Below are 20,504 nucleotides of genomic sequence, written 5' to 3'. Positions count from 1 at the left end.
AGAGTTTTCCACTGCCGGCCCCCGGTAAGACCGGCTGCCCGAAGGCCACCTTGCGTACGACATCAACGACACGGCGGGGACCCTGGAATTGAGCGCATTTCATGCGCGCCACGGGAAGGGCGGGCTGCGCAACCGGCCGTTTCATTCGGCGCCGATGGTCAAGGTGCTGATCTATGGCGATGCCACTGGTGTGTTCACCTTGCGCAAGATCGCCCGGAAACTGCACGAAGACGTGACCTTCAGCCTGCTGAGTGCGGCACTTTCCCAAGCATCGCGCGATCGGCGATTTTCGCGCCAATCCTTTGCAGGAACTCGCGGCGTTGTTCCCGGGATCGAACGGCGCGCGGATCGGCTGGCGGCGATCCAAGCCGTGCGAGCGACTGGAAGCGCGCCAGCGGGAAGCGGCTCAGGCTCGTGGTCGCAATCCGGGCGACGAGCGGATTCTGCAGGACGGGTAGGCAATCTCAGGCCAATCATCGTGGCGGCAGAGTTGAACCACAACGCAGCAGACAGCGACCGGCAACCGGCGCTACTCTAGGCGGTCGAGACCAATCTGGGTGCCTTGCCGCAACCGGTGTTGGCCGATGCCGGATTCGGCTCGGAGGCGGTGTTCGAGCCGCTTGCCCAATGGCCGATTCACCTGGTGGTGGCCTGGGAACGCAAGGGCGAAAGCCAACTGAAGATCGACGAGCGGAAGTATCCGCGCACGGCCGAAATGCCCAGGAAGCTGCAAACCGGTTCTGGCAAGTATGCCTAGCGGTGGCGCAGGGCCAACGTGAAAGCGCCGGATGAATGGATCAAGCCCATCCTGGGCTTACGGTCAGCCGGTGCGGATTGCAGAAGATCGCCGCCGGCTTAAAGCGCGACTGACTGGCGTTGAATCTACACCGAATCGGTGACCTGGGGAATAGTAACGGAGAATCGTGGAGGCGATACTCGCTGGATGATGCACCAATTGCTTGCCCCCCATGCCAATTGCGGAAAGAAGTCTGGAACGATCCGTTGCTATGCCCAATACAGAGGACCCTATTCGCAATTCCAACAAACCTTCTGCCGGGCAGACTCCTAGGTCGATTGGTACGATTCCGCTCCAGACCGAAACGCGATGGAATTAACGAATGAAGCGACAAAATGCTGAACGAGATTATAAAACAAGATAGGCAACATGACCTGCGAGTGATCAGCCATGGCGATTGAAACCAATACCAGTCCTGCGCCATTATTATTCATGCCAAGACCAAACATCAGCGATGCCATGTCCTTACGATCTAGATGAAAAACCTTCGCTATTAAATAGCCGGTGTAAAACCCAAGGGTGCACAGCAATATTACGATTATCAACATGATAACGATAAGGTCGATATCGGGATGAGAAAGTGCGTCGGGTAGGGTTAGTGATGCATTGGAATAGTTCAGTAACAACAGGAGAATATAGTTGATGAGCCTGATACCGGACTTCGCCACCGCGGGAGATTGTTTGAAAACGAACCGATGCATTAAGATGCCAAGTAAAGATGGCAAGATGACCCAAACGCCTAGAAACGTCGTTACGCTATTCGAGGCAAATTCATGTAAATCCTCAGAATGATCACCGCTGGTAACAAAGCCGGCTGTATGGAGGACTAGCGGCGATGTTATCGGGCTGAGTAATGTCGTGAGCAATATCAAACCGAGACTTAATACAAGATTACCATTAGCGTTTTGCGTCCATGCAGTAGACGCTCCGGCAATTGGCATGGACATTATCAATGCAAGACCGACAAGAATATCTTGGGCTTCTTCCGGATTATGCCAAAAGCTCATGATAAAGCTGACCCCGACGAGGAAAGCTAGCGGCGTGACCAGGTTGCCGCACAGACCTCCCAACAACACCGACGGCCTGCGTCCCAGCCGTTTGAAGTCTTCGGTTCTGATGCTCAAACCAGCATTGAACAGCAATAAAGATAGCATCAAAGACGGAACGGAGAATTCCAGTGTTCCATGCAGCAAAGTGGTGCTGCCTAATTTGACTTCGCGAATCCAGATGCCAAAATCAGGAAATAGGGATGCCATAAAATAGGAAGTGATGAGAATCCAAATGAAATGCCGGTGGCATATGTGTGCTACTTTTTCAACGCAGTGATGTTTTGGGTGCATGACTAAATTCCAAATGAAAAGTGAGGTGGTGTCTGAAATGGATGGCATCCAAAAACCACATAGGTAACCGTTCAGTCTCCTTGGGGCGCTGCATCTCGCCGGCAGGAAAAGAGATAGAGATGCCAGCAATCCAAGAACATGAACACAGAGGTTTGAATGATTACTATCAGAGTCATTTATAAAAACATCCACCATCCGCGGACGAATTACATGGTTATATTCAGATCATTGTTTTCTGATTGGTCCGGCGTGAACACCGATGTTGCTTGATTGAAACGGTTTGTCTATCGTTGAAAGGAAGCCTTTAATATAAGCAGGCGTTACCGTGAATGGTGCAGAGGCAGAGCCACCAGGTCCATAAAGATGCATAATAATGCCGCTGTTTATATGGCCAACCAAATACTCTTCAGTCAATTCAATTTCAATGGTGTCGTCAAATTCGCAATGAAATTCGCAATTCACACTTTGCTGTAAAAAAGCTGCGGGAAACACTTTGCCTTCTGTATCCGCAGCTTGAATAGCGCCCCGCCAATGACCTCGATATCGATCGTTGACTGTTATAAAATAGCGAATAGAGTCGGGCGGTTTTTTAATGGCATGCAAAGAAATATCTTCGACTTCAGGGTTGTCTTTCCTTACCGCATTGTGGGTCATGGTAGGCCCTTGATAGAAAACCGAGCCGTTGGCGGGATCATGCCTGATTTGGACAGCCCTGTTTATGGAGGCTGTGTCATCTGAGTCAGTCATCAAACCATTCATACAGCCTGTCATCATTGCGTTGAATATGAGAATAGACAAAGCGCGCATTGAGTTGAATGGCCTGCTGATTGAATGGAAATTCGTGTGTGTCTTCGGGCTCGAACTCAACATCATCGCCAGCCCCCACCGAGTGACTTGTAAAGATCGACCATTGCAAACATCTGTTTTTGTTTTGTTTCAATCAATTCGCGTTTGGCTTCGAGGGCATCCCGCTGAGTCGTCAATACGTCAAGATAAAACGTTCTTGCAGATTTGAAGAGTTGAATAGAAATATCGATCGACTTGACCAAATGGTCCACTTGGTTCTTTTTTAGGTTGAAGCTTTTACGCATATTCTCGATATTCGAAATCTGGTTCAAAACTTCAACATAGGCGTTGATAATAGATTTTTCATATTCGAAAGCGGATTGAACCTGCTTTACGTTAGCGGTCTTAAAATTGGCTATGATGGCATTTTTATTTACCAGGGGGGCGACCAATTCGCCCGCAACATAGGCTGCCAATGATTCCGGCGTATTGATAAGATATTTCATTGCAAATGCGTCAAATCCAACTCCGGCTCTAATGCCGAAAGAAGGAAAAAACTCAGCCCTCGCAACTTCGATATTCAGTTGGGCTGCAGCCAACTCCAGCTCAGCCTTTCTGATATCGGGTCTGTTCAGAAGCAACTGTGATGGAATACCGGTGTTGATGAGTTTGGGTTCGAGATCCAGAAAGCCTGAAGATGTCCGCTTGATCGGCTGCGGCGTCCGACCGAGCAAGTAATTGATCCGATTTTCTACGACGACGATTTGCTGCTTGATCTCATACCTTTTACTTTGGTTTTTAGCCACTTCAGCTTCGTAACGTTTGATGGCGAGTGCGTCTGCTCTTGCAAACTTCTGAAGTTCTTTGACGATTCGCAATGCATTCTGTTGAATCGCTATGTTCTGATCGAGATTTTCTAGCTGATTATCCAGCGTAACGAGTTCATAGTACGACCGCGCCACTTCGGCTATGAGATTCGTGATGAGGAAGTTCTTCCCTTCCATGGTCGCCATGTACTCGAGCATGGCTACCTCGGTAGCGTTTCGAAGTTTTCTCCAGATGTCGATTTCCCATGTAGAGGTCAGCCCGAACTGATAGTCGCCTACAAATGTCGGAAACGGATTACCCGCAAGCGGAAGATTGCGTTCGACTGCCCCATTGAAGGTATAGTCGCCAGGTTTTTCTCCCCCGGCGGCAGCGCCGGTTCTGATGAAAGGTAGGTACGCACCACGCCTCGCCTGAATCTCGTTTTCCGCAGCGCTGATACGCTGCATCATGATATTGATTTCCTTGTTGTTGGCAACGGCAATTTCCAGAAGACTCAAAAGGTTTTCATCTTCGAAGAAGTCGTTCCATCTGACGGTTGCAGAATTCGATTTTTCGGTCGGCTCGGTCTTGAACTGATTTGGCAAGTGTACGTCTGCCGTCCTGGTCGTCATATCAGGAATTCCGCAGGCTTGTAACGTCAACAACACCAGGACAGCGATGAAACGAAATACAGCCTTACTCATCAAGGTCATCCCTGGTGTAATGATAAGTTTCGGTAAAAGGTTCGCTGTCTTCGTTTCTGATTAAGGATCTACCTTCAATTATCTTGCCAAACAGGTAATAGAGCCCAGGTATCAGGACGACGCCTACGACGGTTCCGAATAGCATTCCGCCCATTGATGCTGTTCCGATAGTGCGGTTTCCTATTGCGCCCGCGCCCGTGGCCTTCACCAAGGGTATCAAACCTGCGATAAAAGCAAACGAAGTCATTAGGATAGGACGGAAGCGCGCTTTTGCTCCTTCGATGGCTGCGTCCTTGACGGATAACCCCTGACTGTGTCGCTGAACAGCAAACTCTACAATAAGTACAGCATTTTTCCCTAATAAGCCAATAAGCATTATCAGCGCTATTTGTGAATACACATCATTAGCGAGCCCTGCCAGTTTCAGTAAGAAATAGGAGCCAAAGATGCCTGCAGGCAGGGAACACAGCACAGCCAAGGGCAAGATAAAGCTTTCATACTGACCTGCGAGAACGAGATAAACGAATACAATGACGACCATGAAAACGATGACTGCTTCATTGCCTCGGGCCGCCTCGTCGAACGACAACCCCTCCCATGCGATGTCATAACCCCGTGGAAGCGTCGCTGCTGCGACCTCTTTGACGGCTTCGATAGCATCTCCAGAAGTATATCCTTTTGCTGGAGCCGCCCGAATAACTGCGGAATTATAAAGGTTGTAACGGGTGATTTCATTCGGTCCTTGGGTCTTTTTCATCGTCATGAATGACGAGTAAGGCACCATTTCACCTTCTTCGTTCTTGACAAAATAATTTAGAATATCGGAAGGGTATCTACGGTATTCTGGAAGTGCCTGTGCATATACTTTAAAAAAATTGTTGAAGCGAATAAACCCTTGCTCGTAGGTGCTCCCAATCATGATGTCGAGATTTTCCATGGCTTTGGCTATGGATACATGTTTTTGCATCGCAAGCTTATTATCTATTACAAGCTCATATTGGGGAAAATTAGCTGCGTAGAAAGTAAATAGTCCGGTCAACTCCTTGCGCTTCTTTAATTGCATAAGAAAATCTTGAGTAATTTTATCAAATTGCTGATAATCAATAACGTCTGACTTATCAAGCAATCTTAACGCTAGACCTGATGAGGCGCCGTAACCGGGTACGGGCGGGGGTTCAAAAAATTCAATGATCGCTCCAAAATCCTTGGATTTCTCCTCTAGTTCCTTGATGATGTCCTGTACAGTATTCTTGCGCTCTTCCCAATCTTTCAGGTTGATGATACATGTGCCTGCGTTTGATCCTCGGCCCTCAGTGAGAACCTCATATCCGGCAAGTGATGAAACGGACTTGACGCCTTCGATTCCTTTAGCCAGTTCCTCAAGTTCACGAGCAACCTTGTTGGTGGTTTCTATTGTCGATCCTGGGGGGGTTTGAATTATCGCGTATATCATCCCTTGATCTTCGCCAGGAATGAAGCCTGCGGGTAAGTTAAGATTAACCCCATAAATACCAATAGAGAATCCTACAAAGGCAAGAAACGTCACTACACGGCGAGTGACGATCTTTTCTAGAATTTTGACGTATCGGCCGGTTGCCTTTTCAAAAAAATAATTGAAAGTATCAATGAAGATGCTGACAGGAGTTCGCTTTTTTGGTTGCCCGTGGCTATTTTTTAAAATCATGCCACAGAGGACTGGTGCAAGTGATAGCGCGACTAAGGCAGAAATGAGGATCGCGGACGCCATAGTAATACCAAACTGTCGATAAAACACCCCCACAGGTCCGCTCATGAAGGAAATAGGTACGAACACTGATATCATTATCAATGTGATGGCAATGATGGCGCCGCCGATTTCGCCTAGAACCTTTTTGGATGCCTGATAGGGGGAGAGGTGTTCTGCTTCCATCTTGGCATGTACGGCTTCGACTACGACGATGGCATCGTCGACCACAATGCCGATGGCGAGTACCAGGGCGAATAGCGTGATCAGGTTGATCGATAGTTCGAAAGCCTGCATGACGGCAAACGTACCAATCAACGAGACAGGAATAGAAAGGATTGGAATCAACGTTGAGCGCCAGTCACCCAGGAAAACAAACGTAACCAGTGCGACTAACACGAAGGCTTCCATCAATGTATGAAGAACTTTGTGGATAGAGGCATCCAGAAATCGGGAAACGTCGTAATTGATTTCATAATCCATTCCTTCCGGAAAAGTTTCCTTCAATTCTTTCAGTTTCTTCTTTACATCTTCGATTACTTTGCTGGCGTTGGTGCCGTAGTTTTGATTGAGGACGATCGAGGCCGAAGGAAGGCCATCCTTATCCGAGTAGATGTTCCAAAACTCACTATTCAGATCAACGGTGCCGATATCCTTTATACGCAACAGTTCACCTTCTGAATTAGCCCTTATAATAATATTCTCATATTGCTCGGGCTTGTTGTACCAGCCCTCATATACTAAAACATATTCTTTCGATTGGGCGGTGACGCCAGTGCTCTGTCCTAATCTGCCAGGTCGGCCGATAATGCTTTGCTCTTCGATGGCTTTTAGTACTTCCTCAGTTGAAACCTTATAAGCTCTCATTCGTTCAGGGTTCAGCCATATTCGCATGGCATATTGGCGGCTACCCAAAATCCTGGCCTGTGCTATTCCATTTACACGTTGGATTTCGGGAACGACATTCACGAATGCATAATTGAAAAGGAATTTTTGATCTGCGTTCCTATCTTTGCTGAACAGATTGATATACATGAGCATGCTTGGCTGGATACGTTGGACCCAGACGCCTTCGAGTGTTACCAACTGTGGAAGGCGACTCATGGTTGTATCCAACCGAGTCTTGACGTCGATCATGGCTTGCAGAGGATCGATTCCCAGATCGAATAGGATCTGGATTGTTGCTTCCCCAGCGCTCGTCGCAGCGGAAACCATGTATTTCATGCCGGGAACGCCATTGATCGCACGTTCGATGGTGATGATGGACGATTTCACTAACACGTCTGCACTGGCACCAGGGAATGACAGTGTGACGGTGACGCGGGGCGGGGCAATATCTGGAAACTGTGATACCGGCAATGATTTGATCGATAAAAAGCCCATGAACACGATCAATAGTGACAGCGATATCGCCATCACCGGTCTATTGATAAAAGTGCCAAACATAGCTGAATGCGAATCCTGTTTATTCGGCATGGAGCTGCAGATTTGACTGTAGCTTTTCCGTCGGAATTAAAGTGATGTCGACATGATCGCCCGGATGTACTTTACGTAAGCCCTCGATCAAGATCTTTTCATCATCTTTGACGCCTTGCTTTACCAGAAAGAAATATGGGATTTCGGCGTCGATCGTGATCAACCTTTGTTCGACAGTGCCTTCATTGTTGATGATGTAGACAAACATCTTATCCAAGACTTCGAACGTTGCTTTTTGGGGGATAAGCAAAGCATTTTTGTATGGCTTTTTCATTATGATGGTTCCGGTTTCTCCATGCCGAAGGAGGCCGTTAGGATTCGGAAACGTCGCCCTGAACTCGATATTGCCCGCAGTGTTGTCGAAATCTGCTTCGATCGTTTCGATTTTGCCTTCCTGATCGAAAATCGCACCATTTGCCATTTTGAGCTTCACTTTAGAATATGTCTGGTCGTTATTATTGTTAATTTTGTAATCGAGATATTCGGATTCCGGCACGTTGAAATAGACCCATAACTTACTGATATCGGAAAGCGTGGTTAATAGCGTGCCCTCGTCTAAAAGGCTGCCATTTCTAGCCAGCAGATGATCCACGATTCCATCAAATGGGGCGTTTATTTCTGTGAAGCTCAGATGGGTTTCTGCTAGTTTTACTTCGGCATTGGCTTTATCCAGCTTTGCTTTGGCCAAAGCAAGTTCATTCTGGGATACAATATTTTGGTCGGCCAAGCCTTTGGTATTTTTATATTCGATATTCATAATGTTGGCTTCGGCTTGTGCCCTCATAAGTTCGGCCTGGTATATGGCGGGCATGATTTTGAATAAGGGCTGGCCTTGACGTACGAACTGACCTTCATCCACATATATGTTTTGTAGGTAGCCTTTTTCCATGGATCTCACCTCGATATGTCTGATGCCGTGTATTTGGCATACATATTCCTTTTTTATTGATAAATCTTTACGAAATGGGGTGGTTGCCTCGTATTTCGGGGTGTCCTGGTGTGTTTCGGTGTCAGCCTGTTGGCAGGCCGATACTGACATGGCAATGAGGATGATATATAGAGGCGATGTTACGTTCATCGTTCAGGGTGGGGTGTTTACTCAGTCAGCTTCGTCGTCCATTTTCGCTAGGTTGGACCATGGAAACCGTAGCTGTGTTGATAAAAAGATGTCGTGGCCCTTTTGTCTTTGTTTAGAGGCAAAGTCTGGGGTATGTGGATACTTTTGGCCGAACCGATGCTCTGCGGAATTCGTGGTATAAGCGTGCATCATAGGGCTCGGTCGTGTGTAGTCGACCGAGCAAGCAAGATATCGTTATCGGGCCTCATTTGGCGATGGGCCCGTGCGAGGTTTCATAAATCGATACAGCAGACAAACAACAAGCAGAAAAATTACTTCGCTCAAGCGACTTTTGAAAGTTTTTCGTTCCTAGATATTCATTCTGACTTATTATTGAGATAATGGACTCATCGGATATTGATCATGGTCGTAGCCGCCAAGTTTGTTGTCTTCGCGCGGAAGGGATATTGGCGGTTACCGTTAGCATTGCCCTGGCTGATCGGTGCTGGCCGTTATTTTATTTTTTGGGGTGCGCCGACACATGAAAATGCGTCGCCCGTGGGGTTTGTGGTTCCTTGGCCACATACGAAAAATTCGTCGTATGTTTCGTCATTGATCATGGCCATGATGTGGAATCCATAGGCACCAACGCCTTGTACGTCTGCAGATTCGCCGGTCCTTGGGCCGGTCGGGCCTGTGATGAAGCGTGCGGAATATTTGTAATTAAATATAGGGTCCATGCTTTGAACCAGTGGGCCCATCATGGTGTATCCGTAGTAAGGCTTCAGCATGGTGGCGCTAATGACGTTCTTATCCGATTCTGTGGTTATGTGTGTCTGTTTCTTCAGGCGCAGAACGTGAATCATGACATTCATGATGGTGTCGTCTTTCATGACGTCGACGGGAACGTATTTGGCGCCGCCGTTATTGGTGTCGTCGTCGAAATCGGGAATCGTTTTGGTGAGGTCTAGCGTGGTTGGGGTGCCGACGTTCTTTTTGATCCACAGATCGAGTCCATTCACTTCATTGGCCAGTGCTGGCTCATGGGTAAATCCTACGAGAACCAGGTAGTAACATGGATCGTGATGGGTCGTACTTGCGAGGCAGCGTGCTTCATGGGCTTGAATGTTACCTGCCGAGAGAAGTCCTGCGCTCATCAACACAACTGGGATGATGTGGTCTGCTTTCATGGGTAAGTCCTCTTGTCATTGGCATTGAAACGGAGGAGCTCACGCATGCTGCTCCACGGATATTGGGGATATCTATGGTCGGTGGCTCCCACGGCAGATTTAGCAGGTTTGGTGCCAGAGGCGGCGGGGCCGATTTTTCAAGGGTTGTGAGGCTTTCGGTTGTGCCGGCGGTAGGGATATAAACCGGAGTGGTGGAGATGACCCGGAAGGTCTTTGGTCGGTGACGGGCAGGATTCGTGTTCGACGTCGCAGGCTCGCTGCCGTATACAGATACGCCGGCTACGTCGGAAAGCAGGGCTAAATTCAGGCCGCTGTATCGTGGCGTGTAGTCGGCTTGATGGAAGAAGAGCGGGGGAAAGGTGAACACCTCATTGGGGTTCCCTTCCGATGGGGGCGGTACGGAGAACGTAGTTGCGCGTAAGGGCCAAGCATAGGTTGCCGTTTGGTAAGGGGCTTGAGTTTGACCGTTCCCAAAGACCGAGCCCCTTTTTAGGGATCTGAAGATGCGATGTGGGACGTTTCATCGCCGCGCCACGGCGTGCGGCCGCCGCGGCGCCGGATCGGCCCGTCCCGTCAGGTACAGCCGGGCGATCCGTTCTTGATGTCGCTCGTCGAACATTCGCCGAATCCCAGCAGTTCAACCTTGAGCGGGTTGAGGCTGCTGGAGTTGGCTACCGTGGGTTCGGTTTTCTGCTCGCTGTCGGATACGGTGGACTGCATGGCTGCCTGCGTGGCCGCCCCTGCGGCCGCTGCGGCTCCGGCAGGGGCCACCGGGACACTGACATTGGTGCTGGGAACGCCGGTGGCGGTGCCGCTGACCTGAATGTTGCTGGCGCCGAGCACGGCCGTCGCCGCGATCGCCACGTTGGTGCCGCCGATGCCTGCCTCGCCCGCATCGACCACGCCGCGCGGCGCGGCGAGGTAAACGTTGCCCGGCAGGGGAACTGTGCTGGCGGCGGTGCGGATGCCGCTGCCCGATACGACCGGCGGGAATTCGACCTGCAGGTTACCGCGTTCGTCGAAGGTGATCCGTGGCGGCGGGGCGGCGATGGCCGATTTGGCGCCGCGGCCGGCGTCGATGTTGCCATTGGATGACCAGATGGTGATGTCCCCACCGTCCATGGCGAACACTCGCGACTGGTTGACCATGAAATTGCCGTTCACCAAGGCGTTCACGGCACCTTGCCGTTGGGCGACAATGCCCAGATCGCTCGCGGCCTTCGATCCGGCGAAGGCGACGGCGAGACCGGCGTTCACGCCGCCACCGGGAACGAGAAGATTGATGTCGCCGCCGTCGACCGTGTGGATCTTGCTGAAGAACAGGCTGAGATTGCCCTTGTAGCGGGTGTCGCCGCCGGTCGGGAAGAGGGTGTCGATGGCTGCGAAGCCGCGGTCGTAGTCGGATTTGCGTCCGGTCTTGGCGGCCTGGGCGGCGGAGGCCCGGATTTCCTCGAACAGGATGGCCAGCAACAATTCGTCCCGCTGATCGCTGGGCAGGGTCTGGTAAGCGTCGATCGCTCCGGCATAATCGAGTCTGGCGTTGCCGGTCCGTCTGCGCATGTAGTCCCGCAGGAGATGGCGGTATCGGCCCGAGGTGGGGTCATATTTCTCCGCGAACTTGTCGAAGCGCGCCTGGTTGCCGTTCAGGCCGGCCATGACCGTGATCGAGGCGCCGTTGTCCGGCAGGGCGCGGTTTTCGGTGTTGCCGATGGTGTAAATGCCCTCCGACGCGCCCAGATCGATATTCCTTCCCGCGCTGACCCAGAGCTGGCCGGGACCCGACAGTCGGATTTCGCGGGTCAGGTTTACCAGATTGCCCTGGGCGTTGCGCGGTGAGGTAAAACGGATGTCCCGGCCGGCGGTGACGGTGGACATCGCGTAATCGGGGTGTTGCACGTGCAGGCTGACATCGAACAGATCCCGGCCCGCCATGACGTCCACCGCCTTGGGCAGAACGAGGAGTAGGGGATCGACGGAGGCGATGTTGCCGTTTGCGTATATTTGCGCCGCCTCGGTGTCACCGCGATGGACGGGAACCTGGGCGTGGATCAGATTCGAGGCGCCGAAGGGCTGCAGCCTTTGCGAAGCATCGTCCCAGCTCCGGGTCGGAGTGGCGATCCCGGGCAACAGAGCGGGGTCGGCGTCCGACTGGGTGACGTTGACGTTGTCACCCACCGAGCCGCTGCCGATGTTTCCGCCCGCCAGGAGGTTGAAGCTCGCCTTGGCGGCGGGATAGGTCGTGAAGCCGCGTTCCAGCACGACGTCTCCCTGCAGCGCGGTGACGTCGAGCGAGGCCGGGTACACGCTGAGTGCGCTCAGCGAAGCGCCGGGGAAACTGAGCTGGTTCCTGGCGCTGCGCAACTTGTTGACGGCGCTGACCATTCCCGGGATGTCGTTCTGGAGCCGGACGTTCCCGGCGAGCGATTCCAGCGCGATGCCGCTACGGTCGGAATAGGTGAGGAAGAAGTTGCGGGCGCTGGTGTTGTTGATCACCGTGGGGTTGATGGCAGCGCCCAGTTCGATGTCCTGGCCGGCGCTCAGGCTGAACCGGGAGTCTCCCAGTGCCAGCACCGGCCCCAGTCCGTTCGCCGATTCCTTGATTGCTCCCCGCGCACTGATTTCGCCGACGCCTTTGCCGGTGTAGAAGGTGCCGCCCAGGACGTCGCCGCCGGCCCTGACGGTCAGATTCCCACCGCCGGAAATCTGTACTTCATTGGTGTTGAAGTCGCTATCGGAGGGATTGTTCGGCTTGGAGGGGGTGCCCGTCTGTTTGCCGGTGGTGGCGATGACCGCTGACAGATCGGACACGTCCCGGCCCGCCTCGACCGTGATGTTGCCGCCGCCGAGCGCACCGATGTTCTGCTGGAAGCTTCCCTGCTGCGCCGAGGTGCCGACCGGACCGCCGATCGCCACGGCCCAGGCCGTCGGCGTTTCGCCCTGGTGACTGGTGCCATCGGTCCAGTTGCCGGTGCGCACCAACCAGCCGTCGAAGAACTGGCCGGTCTTGGCGCCGATCACGTCGCGGCCGGCGCTGATGTGGACGTCTCCGCCGTCGACGGGGTATTCGCCATAGAATTGGAAGGCTACGAAGCCGTTCTTGAAATTGCCATAGCGCTGGGTGTCGGTCGGCCGACCCGCGGTGTAGATGGAGGAGCCGGCATTGGTCAGGACCACGTCGCGGCCGGCGTCGACGTCGATGTCACCGGTGCCGGTCCGCACCGCGACGTCGGCGCCGACCACCACGTCGGTGCCGGCCTGCAGCCGGTAGCTCCAGGAAGAGCCGCTCTGCAGCATGTCTTTCACGGCGACGGTGGCACCGGGGCCAAGGATGCCAGAAACATCGATGCCGTTGGGGTCATCACGGAAGCCGTCGCTGAGCTTGCCGTCGATCGAGAGCTGGCCGGCGGCTTTCAAGGTGAGGACGCCCGGCCGGCCGCCATAGCGCCAGTCGACCAGGTCCCAGCCGGTCGATCCCAGCGTCAGGTCGCCGCTGCTGCGGATTTCCAGGCCAGCCCTGAGGCCGCCCGGCAGCCCCAGACGGCTCTCGATGGCGCTGGCGTTGGCCATGTAGGTGTCGGTGTCGGTTTTCCATGCGGCGATGTCGGTACTGTCGATAGTGCCGCTGTGATCGTAGACACGGACGGCTTCCACGGTGGTTTCCCTGGCGCCGGTCACGGACGATCCGAGGTTCCCCGAGACGGCGACATCCTGACCGGTGCGCAGCGCGCGCAGGTTCACGGTACCGTTGACGGAACCGTCGGTGGCGCTCACGTCGATTCGGGCGCCCGATGCCACCGTAATCCCGCCCTGCGGACCCTGGCCCAGGGACTCCATCGCGATCCGGCCGCCCTGGCCGGTGCTGCCGTGCGCTTCCAGGTCGGCACCCGCTGCCAGGGTCAGGCCGCTGTCGGCCCTGAGGTCCAAGCTGGCATTGTCGCCTTGAGCTTTCAGGCTGCCGTCGATCCGGACCGAGCCTTGGTCGGCCGCGAGTTCGACGGTGCGTGCCGCCAGGGTATCGCCCGCATTCAGTTGCAGGTCTCCGGTGCGCGTCCTCAGGCTGATGCCATCGCTGAATCCGGCCGACGCCAGCTTGCCGGCTATTCCGCCGACGTCGCCCCCGTTTTCCAGGGTATGGACGTCGAGACCGAAGCGGCCGCCGCGTTCCGTGCCATGGGCATCGACACCGCCTTCGAAACGGAATCTGCCCGCTGCCGCTGACACCATCAGCTCACCGCCCTTGCTGCCATTGAGTGCGAGCTGGGCACCGGATTCCAGCGCGACATTGCCGGTCCGGCTGGAGAGTTCCACCGCGCCGCCGTCGGTTTTGACATTGGCTTTGCCGATGCTCACCTCCCGCCCGGAAACATCGATGTTCGAGCCGGCAGCGAGGACCACGTCGCCTTTCAGGGCATCGAACTTGACGACACCGGATTTGAGCGAAATCGTTCCGCCGTTCCGGATACTGTCCGCGGTGATCGACAACTGGGCACCGAGTGCATCGGCTGAGGCCTGAGCGGGGCCGGACGACTGGATCGCGACCACGTGGCCGGTGGCGTCGATCCGGGTGTCCGCCCCGCGGTCGCCCGTGACGACGGGGGTGTTGAAGTCGAGATCCGCCGCGGCGCTCAGCGTGCCCGCCCCCGAGCCGACGATCGCCTTGCCGGCTTCGACTGTCACCTTGGAATAGCCTTTGAGTGTATACGCGCCCTCGCCCAGTTCGACGGTGTCGGCCACGAGGGAAAGGGTGCCGTTGCCGTTGCCGGTACGGTTGGTGCTCGCAGCGAGCGGATTCTCAAGGCGGATGTCACCGGCCTTGATGCTCGCGGTCTGACCGGCGTTGTCGAATCCCAGGAGTCCGCCCGAGCGCAGTACGACTCGCTGCGATGTCAGTTCGACCGGGCCGTACAGGCTGATGTCGCTGCCGCTGTTCAAGCGCAGTTCGTTCGCCTGGAGGGCGTTCAGTGCCGCCTGACTCAGTGCCAGGCCGTTCTGGAAGCTGGCGTCGGCGCCCAGCCCGATCCGGCTGGCGCCCAGTGATACCGAGCCGCCCTGAGCCAGGAGTTTACCGGAAAGATCCATGTTGGCCGTGGCGTCGACGATCATGGAGTTGGACGTGGACAGGGTCGCGCCGGCGCCGATACGGATCGAGCCGGTCTGACCCGAGACGCCGGCGCGCTGGAGGTCGGCCTGGTCCGAAGTCGATACCCGCAGGAAGGCCGCATCGCCGTCGACTTTATAGACCTTCGGCGTCCCGATGCCCTTGGATGAGCCTTCGGCTGTGATGCCGGAACCCTTGGCGAGAGTGATGTTGTCCTTGGCGGTGAGGATAAATTCGGCGCCCTTGAGCCTGGCGTTCTGCTCCAGGGAGATGGTCGATGCGTGGGTATCGACCGTGACGGTGCCGTCTTCGCCCTTGCGCACGCCGCCGATCGCGATGCTGGAAACCCCCAGCCCGTTGAGTTTTTCCGCGACCAGCTTGATGGTGCTGCCGGTCGCCTGCCCTGCCTTGCCTTCGGAGACGATGGCGATGTTGGCGGCGTCGATGTCGAGACGGCCGCCGCGGCCTTTTGAAGCGGCCTTGGCCGACACCCGTCCGTCCAGGCCCAGAGCCGTTTCCGCGGAGATGAGCAGGGAGCCCGCATCGCGGGGCAGATAGGGTACGGCGGTTTCATCCTTGGCCGCCTTGGCGGCGAAGAACTCGTTGGCGCCGTAGGTCGAGTATTCGGCACGGGTGCGGGCCGCGCTGCCGGGTTCCACTGCGAAACCGCTCCAGAGGGCATCGCGGATACTCGTGCCGGAAACGGTGCGGTAGCCGGCGACGATCGGGGCGCCGTCGGCGCGCTGCAGGTGGAGACCCGGCACGATGTTGGTGGCGTTCTTGTCGGGTGTTACCAGGTAGGCGCCGGGAAGCAGCGCGTAATGGGCCGGCAGGAGGACGTAATCGCCGGCTTTGAGCCCGCCGCCGCCGGAAAGGTAGACGCTGTCCCCGACCTTGAGGCCCGAGTTCGCGGTTTCCAGGGGGTCATAGGGAGCGGTCGTGCCCTTGAAGGAGGGCAGGATGGCATAGGCTTCCTGGTAGCCCGTACTGGTGGGGTCGAGCAGATCATAAGAGCCGCCCGGTCCCGGCACGAATTCGAAGGCGAACAGGTCGCCGCCGCCGCGGGTGTCGATCACCGAGCCGTCGGCAATCTCGACCTTCGGACCATCGAGCACCAGTTTCTTTTCCGGCGGCGCGGTAAAGACCAGATTCTGGTCCCCTAAGGGGTAGATCCAGTCCAGCCCGCCCTGGGTACGGCCGAAAGGAATGATGGCGCCCTTGGCCGAGTTGGATGTCACGCTGCCCGCGGCCAGCTCGAGGCGCTTGGATGCCTGGAAATTCAGCTCGCCGAGCGGCGCCTTCACGGTGCCCTCCTGGACGATGTTCGGCGCTTCCAGCGTCAACTTGCCGCCCGCGGACAGAACTGTTCCGCCGTTGGAATCTCCCTGTTTGATTCTGAGCGTCCCGTCGTTCGTGCCTGTGACGGCGATCCGGAAGTCACTCAAGGTCGAGGGATAGATCTGATCCGCAGTCAGGGTGAGATCGCCGGCCGCCAGGAACTCGCCCAGGAAGTCCCGCTGTTGCTGGGTGGTGCGCACCCCGATCAGGCGCAGGTCGCCGGTACTTTTCAGGTCGGCGCCGTCGAAGCCCTGGAGGGCGGCGGTGCCGACCAGGTCGATCAGACCCGCATCGACCCGCAGACTGCCTTTACCGGTAGTCGGGGCCGCGTTGCCCGGCCGGGTCTGGGTGGAGCCCAGTGCGACGTAGGCGGAGTCGAGCGACACCTTGCCGGCGGCGGTGCCGCTGGCGGGCGTGAAGGCCAGCACCGGTGCGTCCAGTACGATGCTGCGGTCTGTGTGCAGATCGACGCTGCCGGCCAGTTCGATGCGGCTCGGCGTGCGCAGCGTCAGTTCGCTGAATCCGCCGCGCTCCACCTGGTCGACGCTCAGCAGCGCCTGGCCGTAGCGGCTGGGCGCCACCGCCTCGCCCTGGACCGTCGCTGTCCCTTCGGGTCCGGACTGGGTCAGCGTGATCACGCTGGGAACTTTGGGGAAAGGCGTCTGGCCCTGGCCGATTTCGTCCGGCTCGGCGCGGGTGTTGGGATTGAGTTCCAGCGACAGCCCGCCGCCCGCGGCGCCGGCGCCGTTGCCGGCATGCCCGTCCAGTGTCCCGTAGAGCTGGATGCCCTCGGCGGCGCGGATCGCGATGGTGCCGCCGGAAGACGCGATCTGTCGGCGATCCTGGGCGATGGCGCCATTCGGTCCCCGGACCGGCACGTCCAGGCGTCCCTGCGTTCCGGAAACGTCGAGTTTCGAGCCCTCATCCACAACCACGAAGCCGCGGTCGGCGTGGAGGGTGATGGTTCCACCGTCCAGTACCTGGCCGGTCACGTGGTCCGGCCGGTCGCTGTAGAGTAGGGCGGTGCCGGCCACGTCCACCTTTGCGCCAGAACCGATCCAGATACCCTGGTCCGCCTTGAAGGCGGGATCGGTGCCGGCCGGGGGCGTAACGGTCATCGCCACATCGCCGCCGGCGGCTTCGAGCGTCCCGTTCATGAAGATGCTGGAATCCGATTGCAATGCGATCTTGCCGCCGGCATCGGTATGGATCACTGCGCCGTCGCCGATACGCACGGCAGCCCCTTTTCCGCCTTGCCCGACCTTTTGGGCCAGCATCAGATCGAACTCGCCCGCCTGGCGTGACAGTTCGGGGAGCAGCTTGACCTGTGCGAAGTCGAGGAAATTCGAGCCGCTGACGCGACGGACGGCTTTCGGATCGAGGACCCGGTTCTTGACGCTGAGCTGGATACGGGTGCCGTCAGTGACGGTGACCCCGCTTTTGTTCGAGCCTACGGAATAATGAGCAAACCCGCCCTGGCCGAAGAAATCCGGGGTGAGGACCAACGGGTCGGCGCCCTTGGCGATCTCGGCATCATTGGCGTTGCCCAGGATCACCTGGTCGGAGACGAGACTGAGCGACCCGCCCTTGCCGCCGGCGAAGGCGTAGCCTTCGAGCGTGCCTTTCAGTTTGAGGTCGGAGCCGTCGACCGCCGCGGCCTCCAGTCTGATACTGCCGGCATCGCCGGCTTTGATGCTGTCCTTGCCGGTGCGCCGGGCACCGCCGCTGACGTCGACGCGGCTGCCGGCGGCGAGACTGACGTCGCCTTCGGCCTTCACCGAAACGGTTCCGCCATTCACCAGCACGCGGCTGCGGTCTTGTACGCTGTGGCCGGTGGCGTCGGCCGGACGGTCGTTGATCCATTGGCCGCTGACGTCGATGGCGCCGCCGGAGCCCAGCTCGATGGCCCCGGACAGCTTGCCCAGGGTGGCGCTGGTGAGGCGGGTCGAGAGACCGACTTGGCCGGCGTGGGCCGTGATCGTCCCATCGACATTGATTTCGCCGCCAGTGAGCGCCAGGCTGCCGCCGTCGGTCAGGGTGAGATTCTCCCCAGCGCGGATGGCGACCTTCCCGTTGGTCTTGATGTCGGCATACATGATGCCGGAGTTGCGCAGCTTGTCGGCGGACAGGACCAAGGCGGCGGGCTGACCGGGTTTATCCGGGTCCTGGGGAAACGGCTGATCTTTTCCGATGCCGAGAGTCGCCGAAGCTCCACCGAAAATGACGGACTGGGTGCTGTCGGGGCTGCGTGCCAGGTCGATCTTGAGGGTTCCGCCGGGGGGCTGGGCTCCCGCTTCGCGCTGGTGCAGGCCGGCGGTCGAGGCGCCGCGCATTTCGGCTTCCAGCGCCAGCGCCGCTGCTTTGATGTCGAGCGTGCCGGCGGCCTTGCCTTCGACGTAGCCTTGTTCGTAGCGTCCCAGATGCCGGGGGCCGATGATGTCCCAGTTCTTCGTGAGGTTCCAGGCTTTGAATTTCTGGGTAACCTGGCCGAAGATGCCGGCATAGGTCTGGTTCGGATCGGCGCTGCCGATGTCCACCGTCTTGCCGTCCGGTGTCAGCAACTGGGTGGTGTCGATGTAGCCGGAGCGGTAGGCCACCGATCCGCCGGAGAAGTCCAGCAGTGCTCCCCGCCGGAGAACGGCATCGCCTTCCGAGACCAGGTTCAGGGTCCCGCCGTTGGTGCTGCGCTCGGCCACGGTGCGGGCGATGCGATCCAGTTCGCCGGAAATGTCGGCGATCGGCGTGCCTTTGCGGATGTCGACCCGTATTTTCTTTCCGTAGAGCACGCCGTCGCGCTGCAGGGGTGAATCGCGCAGTTCGTTGCTGCGGAGTTCCACCGTCACCACATTGCGCTCCATCGCCACCCCCACGTCCTTGATGCCCGACACGTCGATCCTCGCGCCTTTGTCGACGTAGACGCGGGCATCGTTCTTGACGTTGTCGAGCCCGGGATTGGCGGGGTTCTCGGTTGCCGTCACCGTTACTTTGCCCGAGCGGGAGATCAGTTGCGCACCGTCCTCGATCCGGACCTGGTGCCCCATGATCTCCACCCAGGAGGCGTCCTGCGTCTGCCCGTCCACGGCGGTGGCCGGGTCGTTCAGGTCCGGATTCGCCGAGGTTTTGCTGCCGCCTTTGAGGTTCACCGTGGCCTGGGTGCCCAGGCCATCGTCCAATGGTGCAATGCGTTTGGTGCGGTTCGCCTGCAGCAGCCAGGCATCACCCTCGCGCCGCACGCTGGCGCCTTCTCTGGCCAGCAGCCGCACTGAGCCGTTGACGCGTACCGAGGTGGTCGCCGAAACCCGCCCCTGTTGGTTGACGGCGAACCCCATCAACGTCACATTGCCGCGCTCCGCCAAGGCTTTACCGATGTTGGTGACCTCACCGCCGGTCCCGACTTCGACCAGGAGGCCGCGCAGGTTGGAGTCCTTGCCGGCTTCTTGCAGATAGACCTTATCGGTCGCGGCGATGAGGAGAATCTGGCCGTCCGGTGCGGAGAGATCGCCCTTGTTTTCCACGGCAGGAGCGGCGGCGATGATGCGGCCGGAATTGGCGGTCTTCACCGAGGAGCCCTCGGCGAACTCAATGCCGATTTTGACTCGGTTTCCCTTCTCGTCGAGGACGAAGTGGCCCTGTTCGTCGACGCGGTAGACTTTGCCGTCGCCCACCAGTGCCGCGCGTCCGTCCTGGTCCACGACCTTGGTGATGCCGCGCTGGAAGGTGTCGTCGGTGATGTTCAGCGTGCTGACCAACAGGGTGTTGACGTCGACCTGCGAGCCCTTGCCGAACAGGAACCCGTTCTGGTTGAGCAGGTACACTTGGCCGTTGGCGGAAAGCTTGCCGAAGATGCGGCTGGGATCGTTCTGGTAGATGCGGTTGAGGGCGATGGACGAGGCCGAGGGCTGCTTGAACTGCACGGCGTTTTCCGCGCCGATGTTGAAGCTCTTCCAGTTCAGGATGGCGCGGTCGGAATGCTGGTTGATCGTGAGCAGGTTGCCGGCGATCGACTGGTCGGCGCTGCCGCTCGACACGAAAACGCCGGCAGGTACCGGCAGGCTCCCCGCTTGCGCTGCGCCACCGGCCAGGAAGGCGCCGGCCAGTACGGTACGCACGGAAGCAACCAGCGGTTTGAGGCCAAGGTCGGTAGGTGCAAGATGGGCTTTACGGCTTGCAGGTTCGCGGGTCGTCATGC

The 20,504-nt window shown here is 57.1% G+C and carries 8 protein-coding genes and 1 pseudogene; 2 read left to right on the top strand and 7 right to left on the bottom strand.

The features are described from left to right. Nucleotides 1–11 precede the first annotated feature (11 nt). Nucleotides 12–326: pseudogene (locus N4J17_RS00490) on the top strand (transposase); the annotation flags it as partial. 236 nt (nt 327–562) lie between these two features. Then, nucleotides 563–757 (top strand): hypothetical protein, encoded by a 195-nt coding sequence (locus tag N4J17_RS00485; protein ID WP_198322448.1) that lies wholly within the window; start codon nt 563–565, stop codon nt 755–757. Between the two features lie 308 nt (nt 758–1,065). On the opposite strand, the gene N4J17_RS00480 is transcribed toward N4J17_RS00485, so the two are convergent. The 7 genes from N4J17_RS00480 to N4J17_RS00450 all read right to left on the bottom strand — a co-directional run bounded on the left by N4J17_RS00480 (nt 1,066) and on the right by N4J17_RS00450 (nt 20,502). Continuing rightward, nucleotides 1,066–2,136 carry a bile acid:sodium symporter family protein gene (locus N4J17_RS00480; protein WP_198322449.1) on the bottom strand — a complete coding sequence of 357 codons (1,071 nt, stop codon included), beginning with the start codon at nt 2,134–2,136 and terminating at the stop codon, nt 1,066–1,068. Nucleotides 2,137–2,361: 225 nt separating this feature from the next. Next, nucleotides 2,362–2,883: a hypothetical protein gene (locus N4J17_RS00475; RefSeq protein WP_277458328.1), complete on the bottom strand. Its 522-nt coding sequence runs from the start codon at nt 2,881–2,883 to the stop codon at nt 2,362–2,364. A 122-nt stretch (nt 2,884–3,005) separates the two neighbouring features. Next, nucleotides 3,006–4,433, bottom strand: a complete 1,428-nt coding sequence (locus tag N4J17_RS00470; protein ID WP_198322451.1) for a TolC family protein — start codon at nt 4,431–4,433, stop codon at nt 3,006–3,008. Then, nucleotides 4,426–7,602 carry an efflux RND transporter permease subunit gene (locus N4J17_RS00465; RefSeq protein WP_198322535.1) on the bottom strand — a complete coding sequence of 1,059 codons (3,177 nt, stop codon included), beginning with the start codon at nt 7,600–7,602 and terminating at the stop codon, nt 4,426–4,428. The genes N4J17_RS00470 and N4J17_RS00465 overlap by 8 nt, the downstream gene beginning before the upstream one ends. Nucleotides 7,603–7,621: 19 nt before the next feature. Next, nucleotides 7,622–8,671: an efflux RND transporter periplasmic adaptor subunit gene (locus tag N4J17_RS00460; RefSeq protein ID WP_277458342.1), complete on the bottom strand. Its 1,050-nt coding sequence runs from the start codon at nt 8,669–8,671 to the stop codon at nt 7,622–7,624. A gap of 530 nt (nt 8,672–9,201) precedes the next feature. Then, entirely contained in the window at nt 9,202–9,879 is a 678-nt protein-coding gene (locus tag N4J17_RS00455; protein WP_198322453.1) for a hypothetical protein, read from the bottom strand. Nucleotides 9,880–10,452: 573 nt separating this feature from the next. Beyond that, nucleotides 10,453–20,502 carry a filamentous haemagglutinin family protein gene (locus tag N4J17_RS00450; RefSeq protein WP_198322454.1) on the bottom strand — a complete coding sequence of 3,350 codons (10,050 nt, stop codon included), beginning with the start codon at nt 20,500–20,502 and terminating at the stop codon, nt 10,453–10,455. Nucleotides 20,503–20,504 lie beyond the last annotated feature (2 nt).

Source organism: Methylococcus capsulatus, from assembly GCF_036864975.1.
Taxonomy (GTDB): domain Bacteria; phylum Pseudomonadota; class Gammaproteobacteria; order Methylococcales; family Methylococcaceae; genus Methylococcus.
This window is presented reverse-complemented; position numbering and strand designations above follow the sequence as displayed.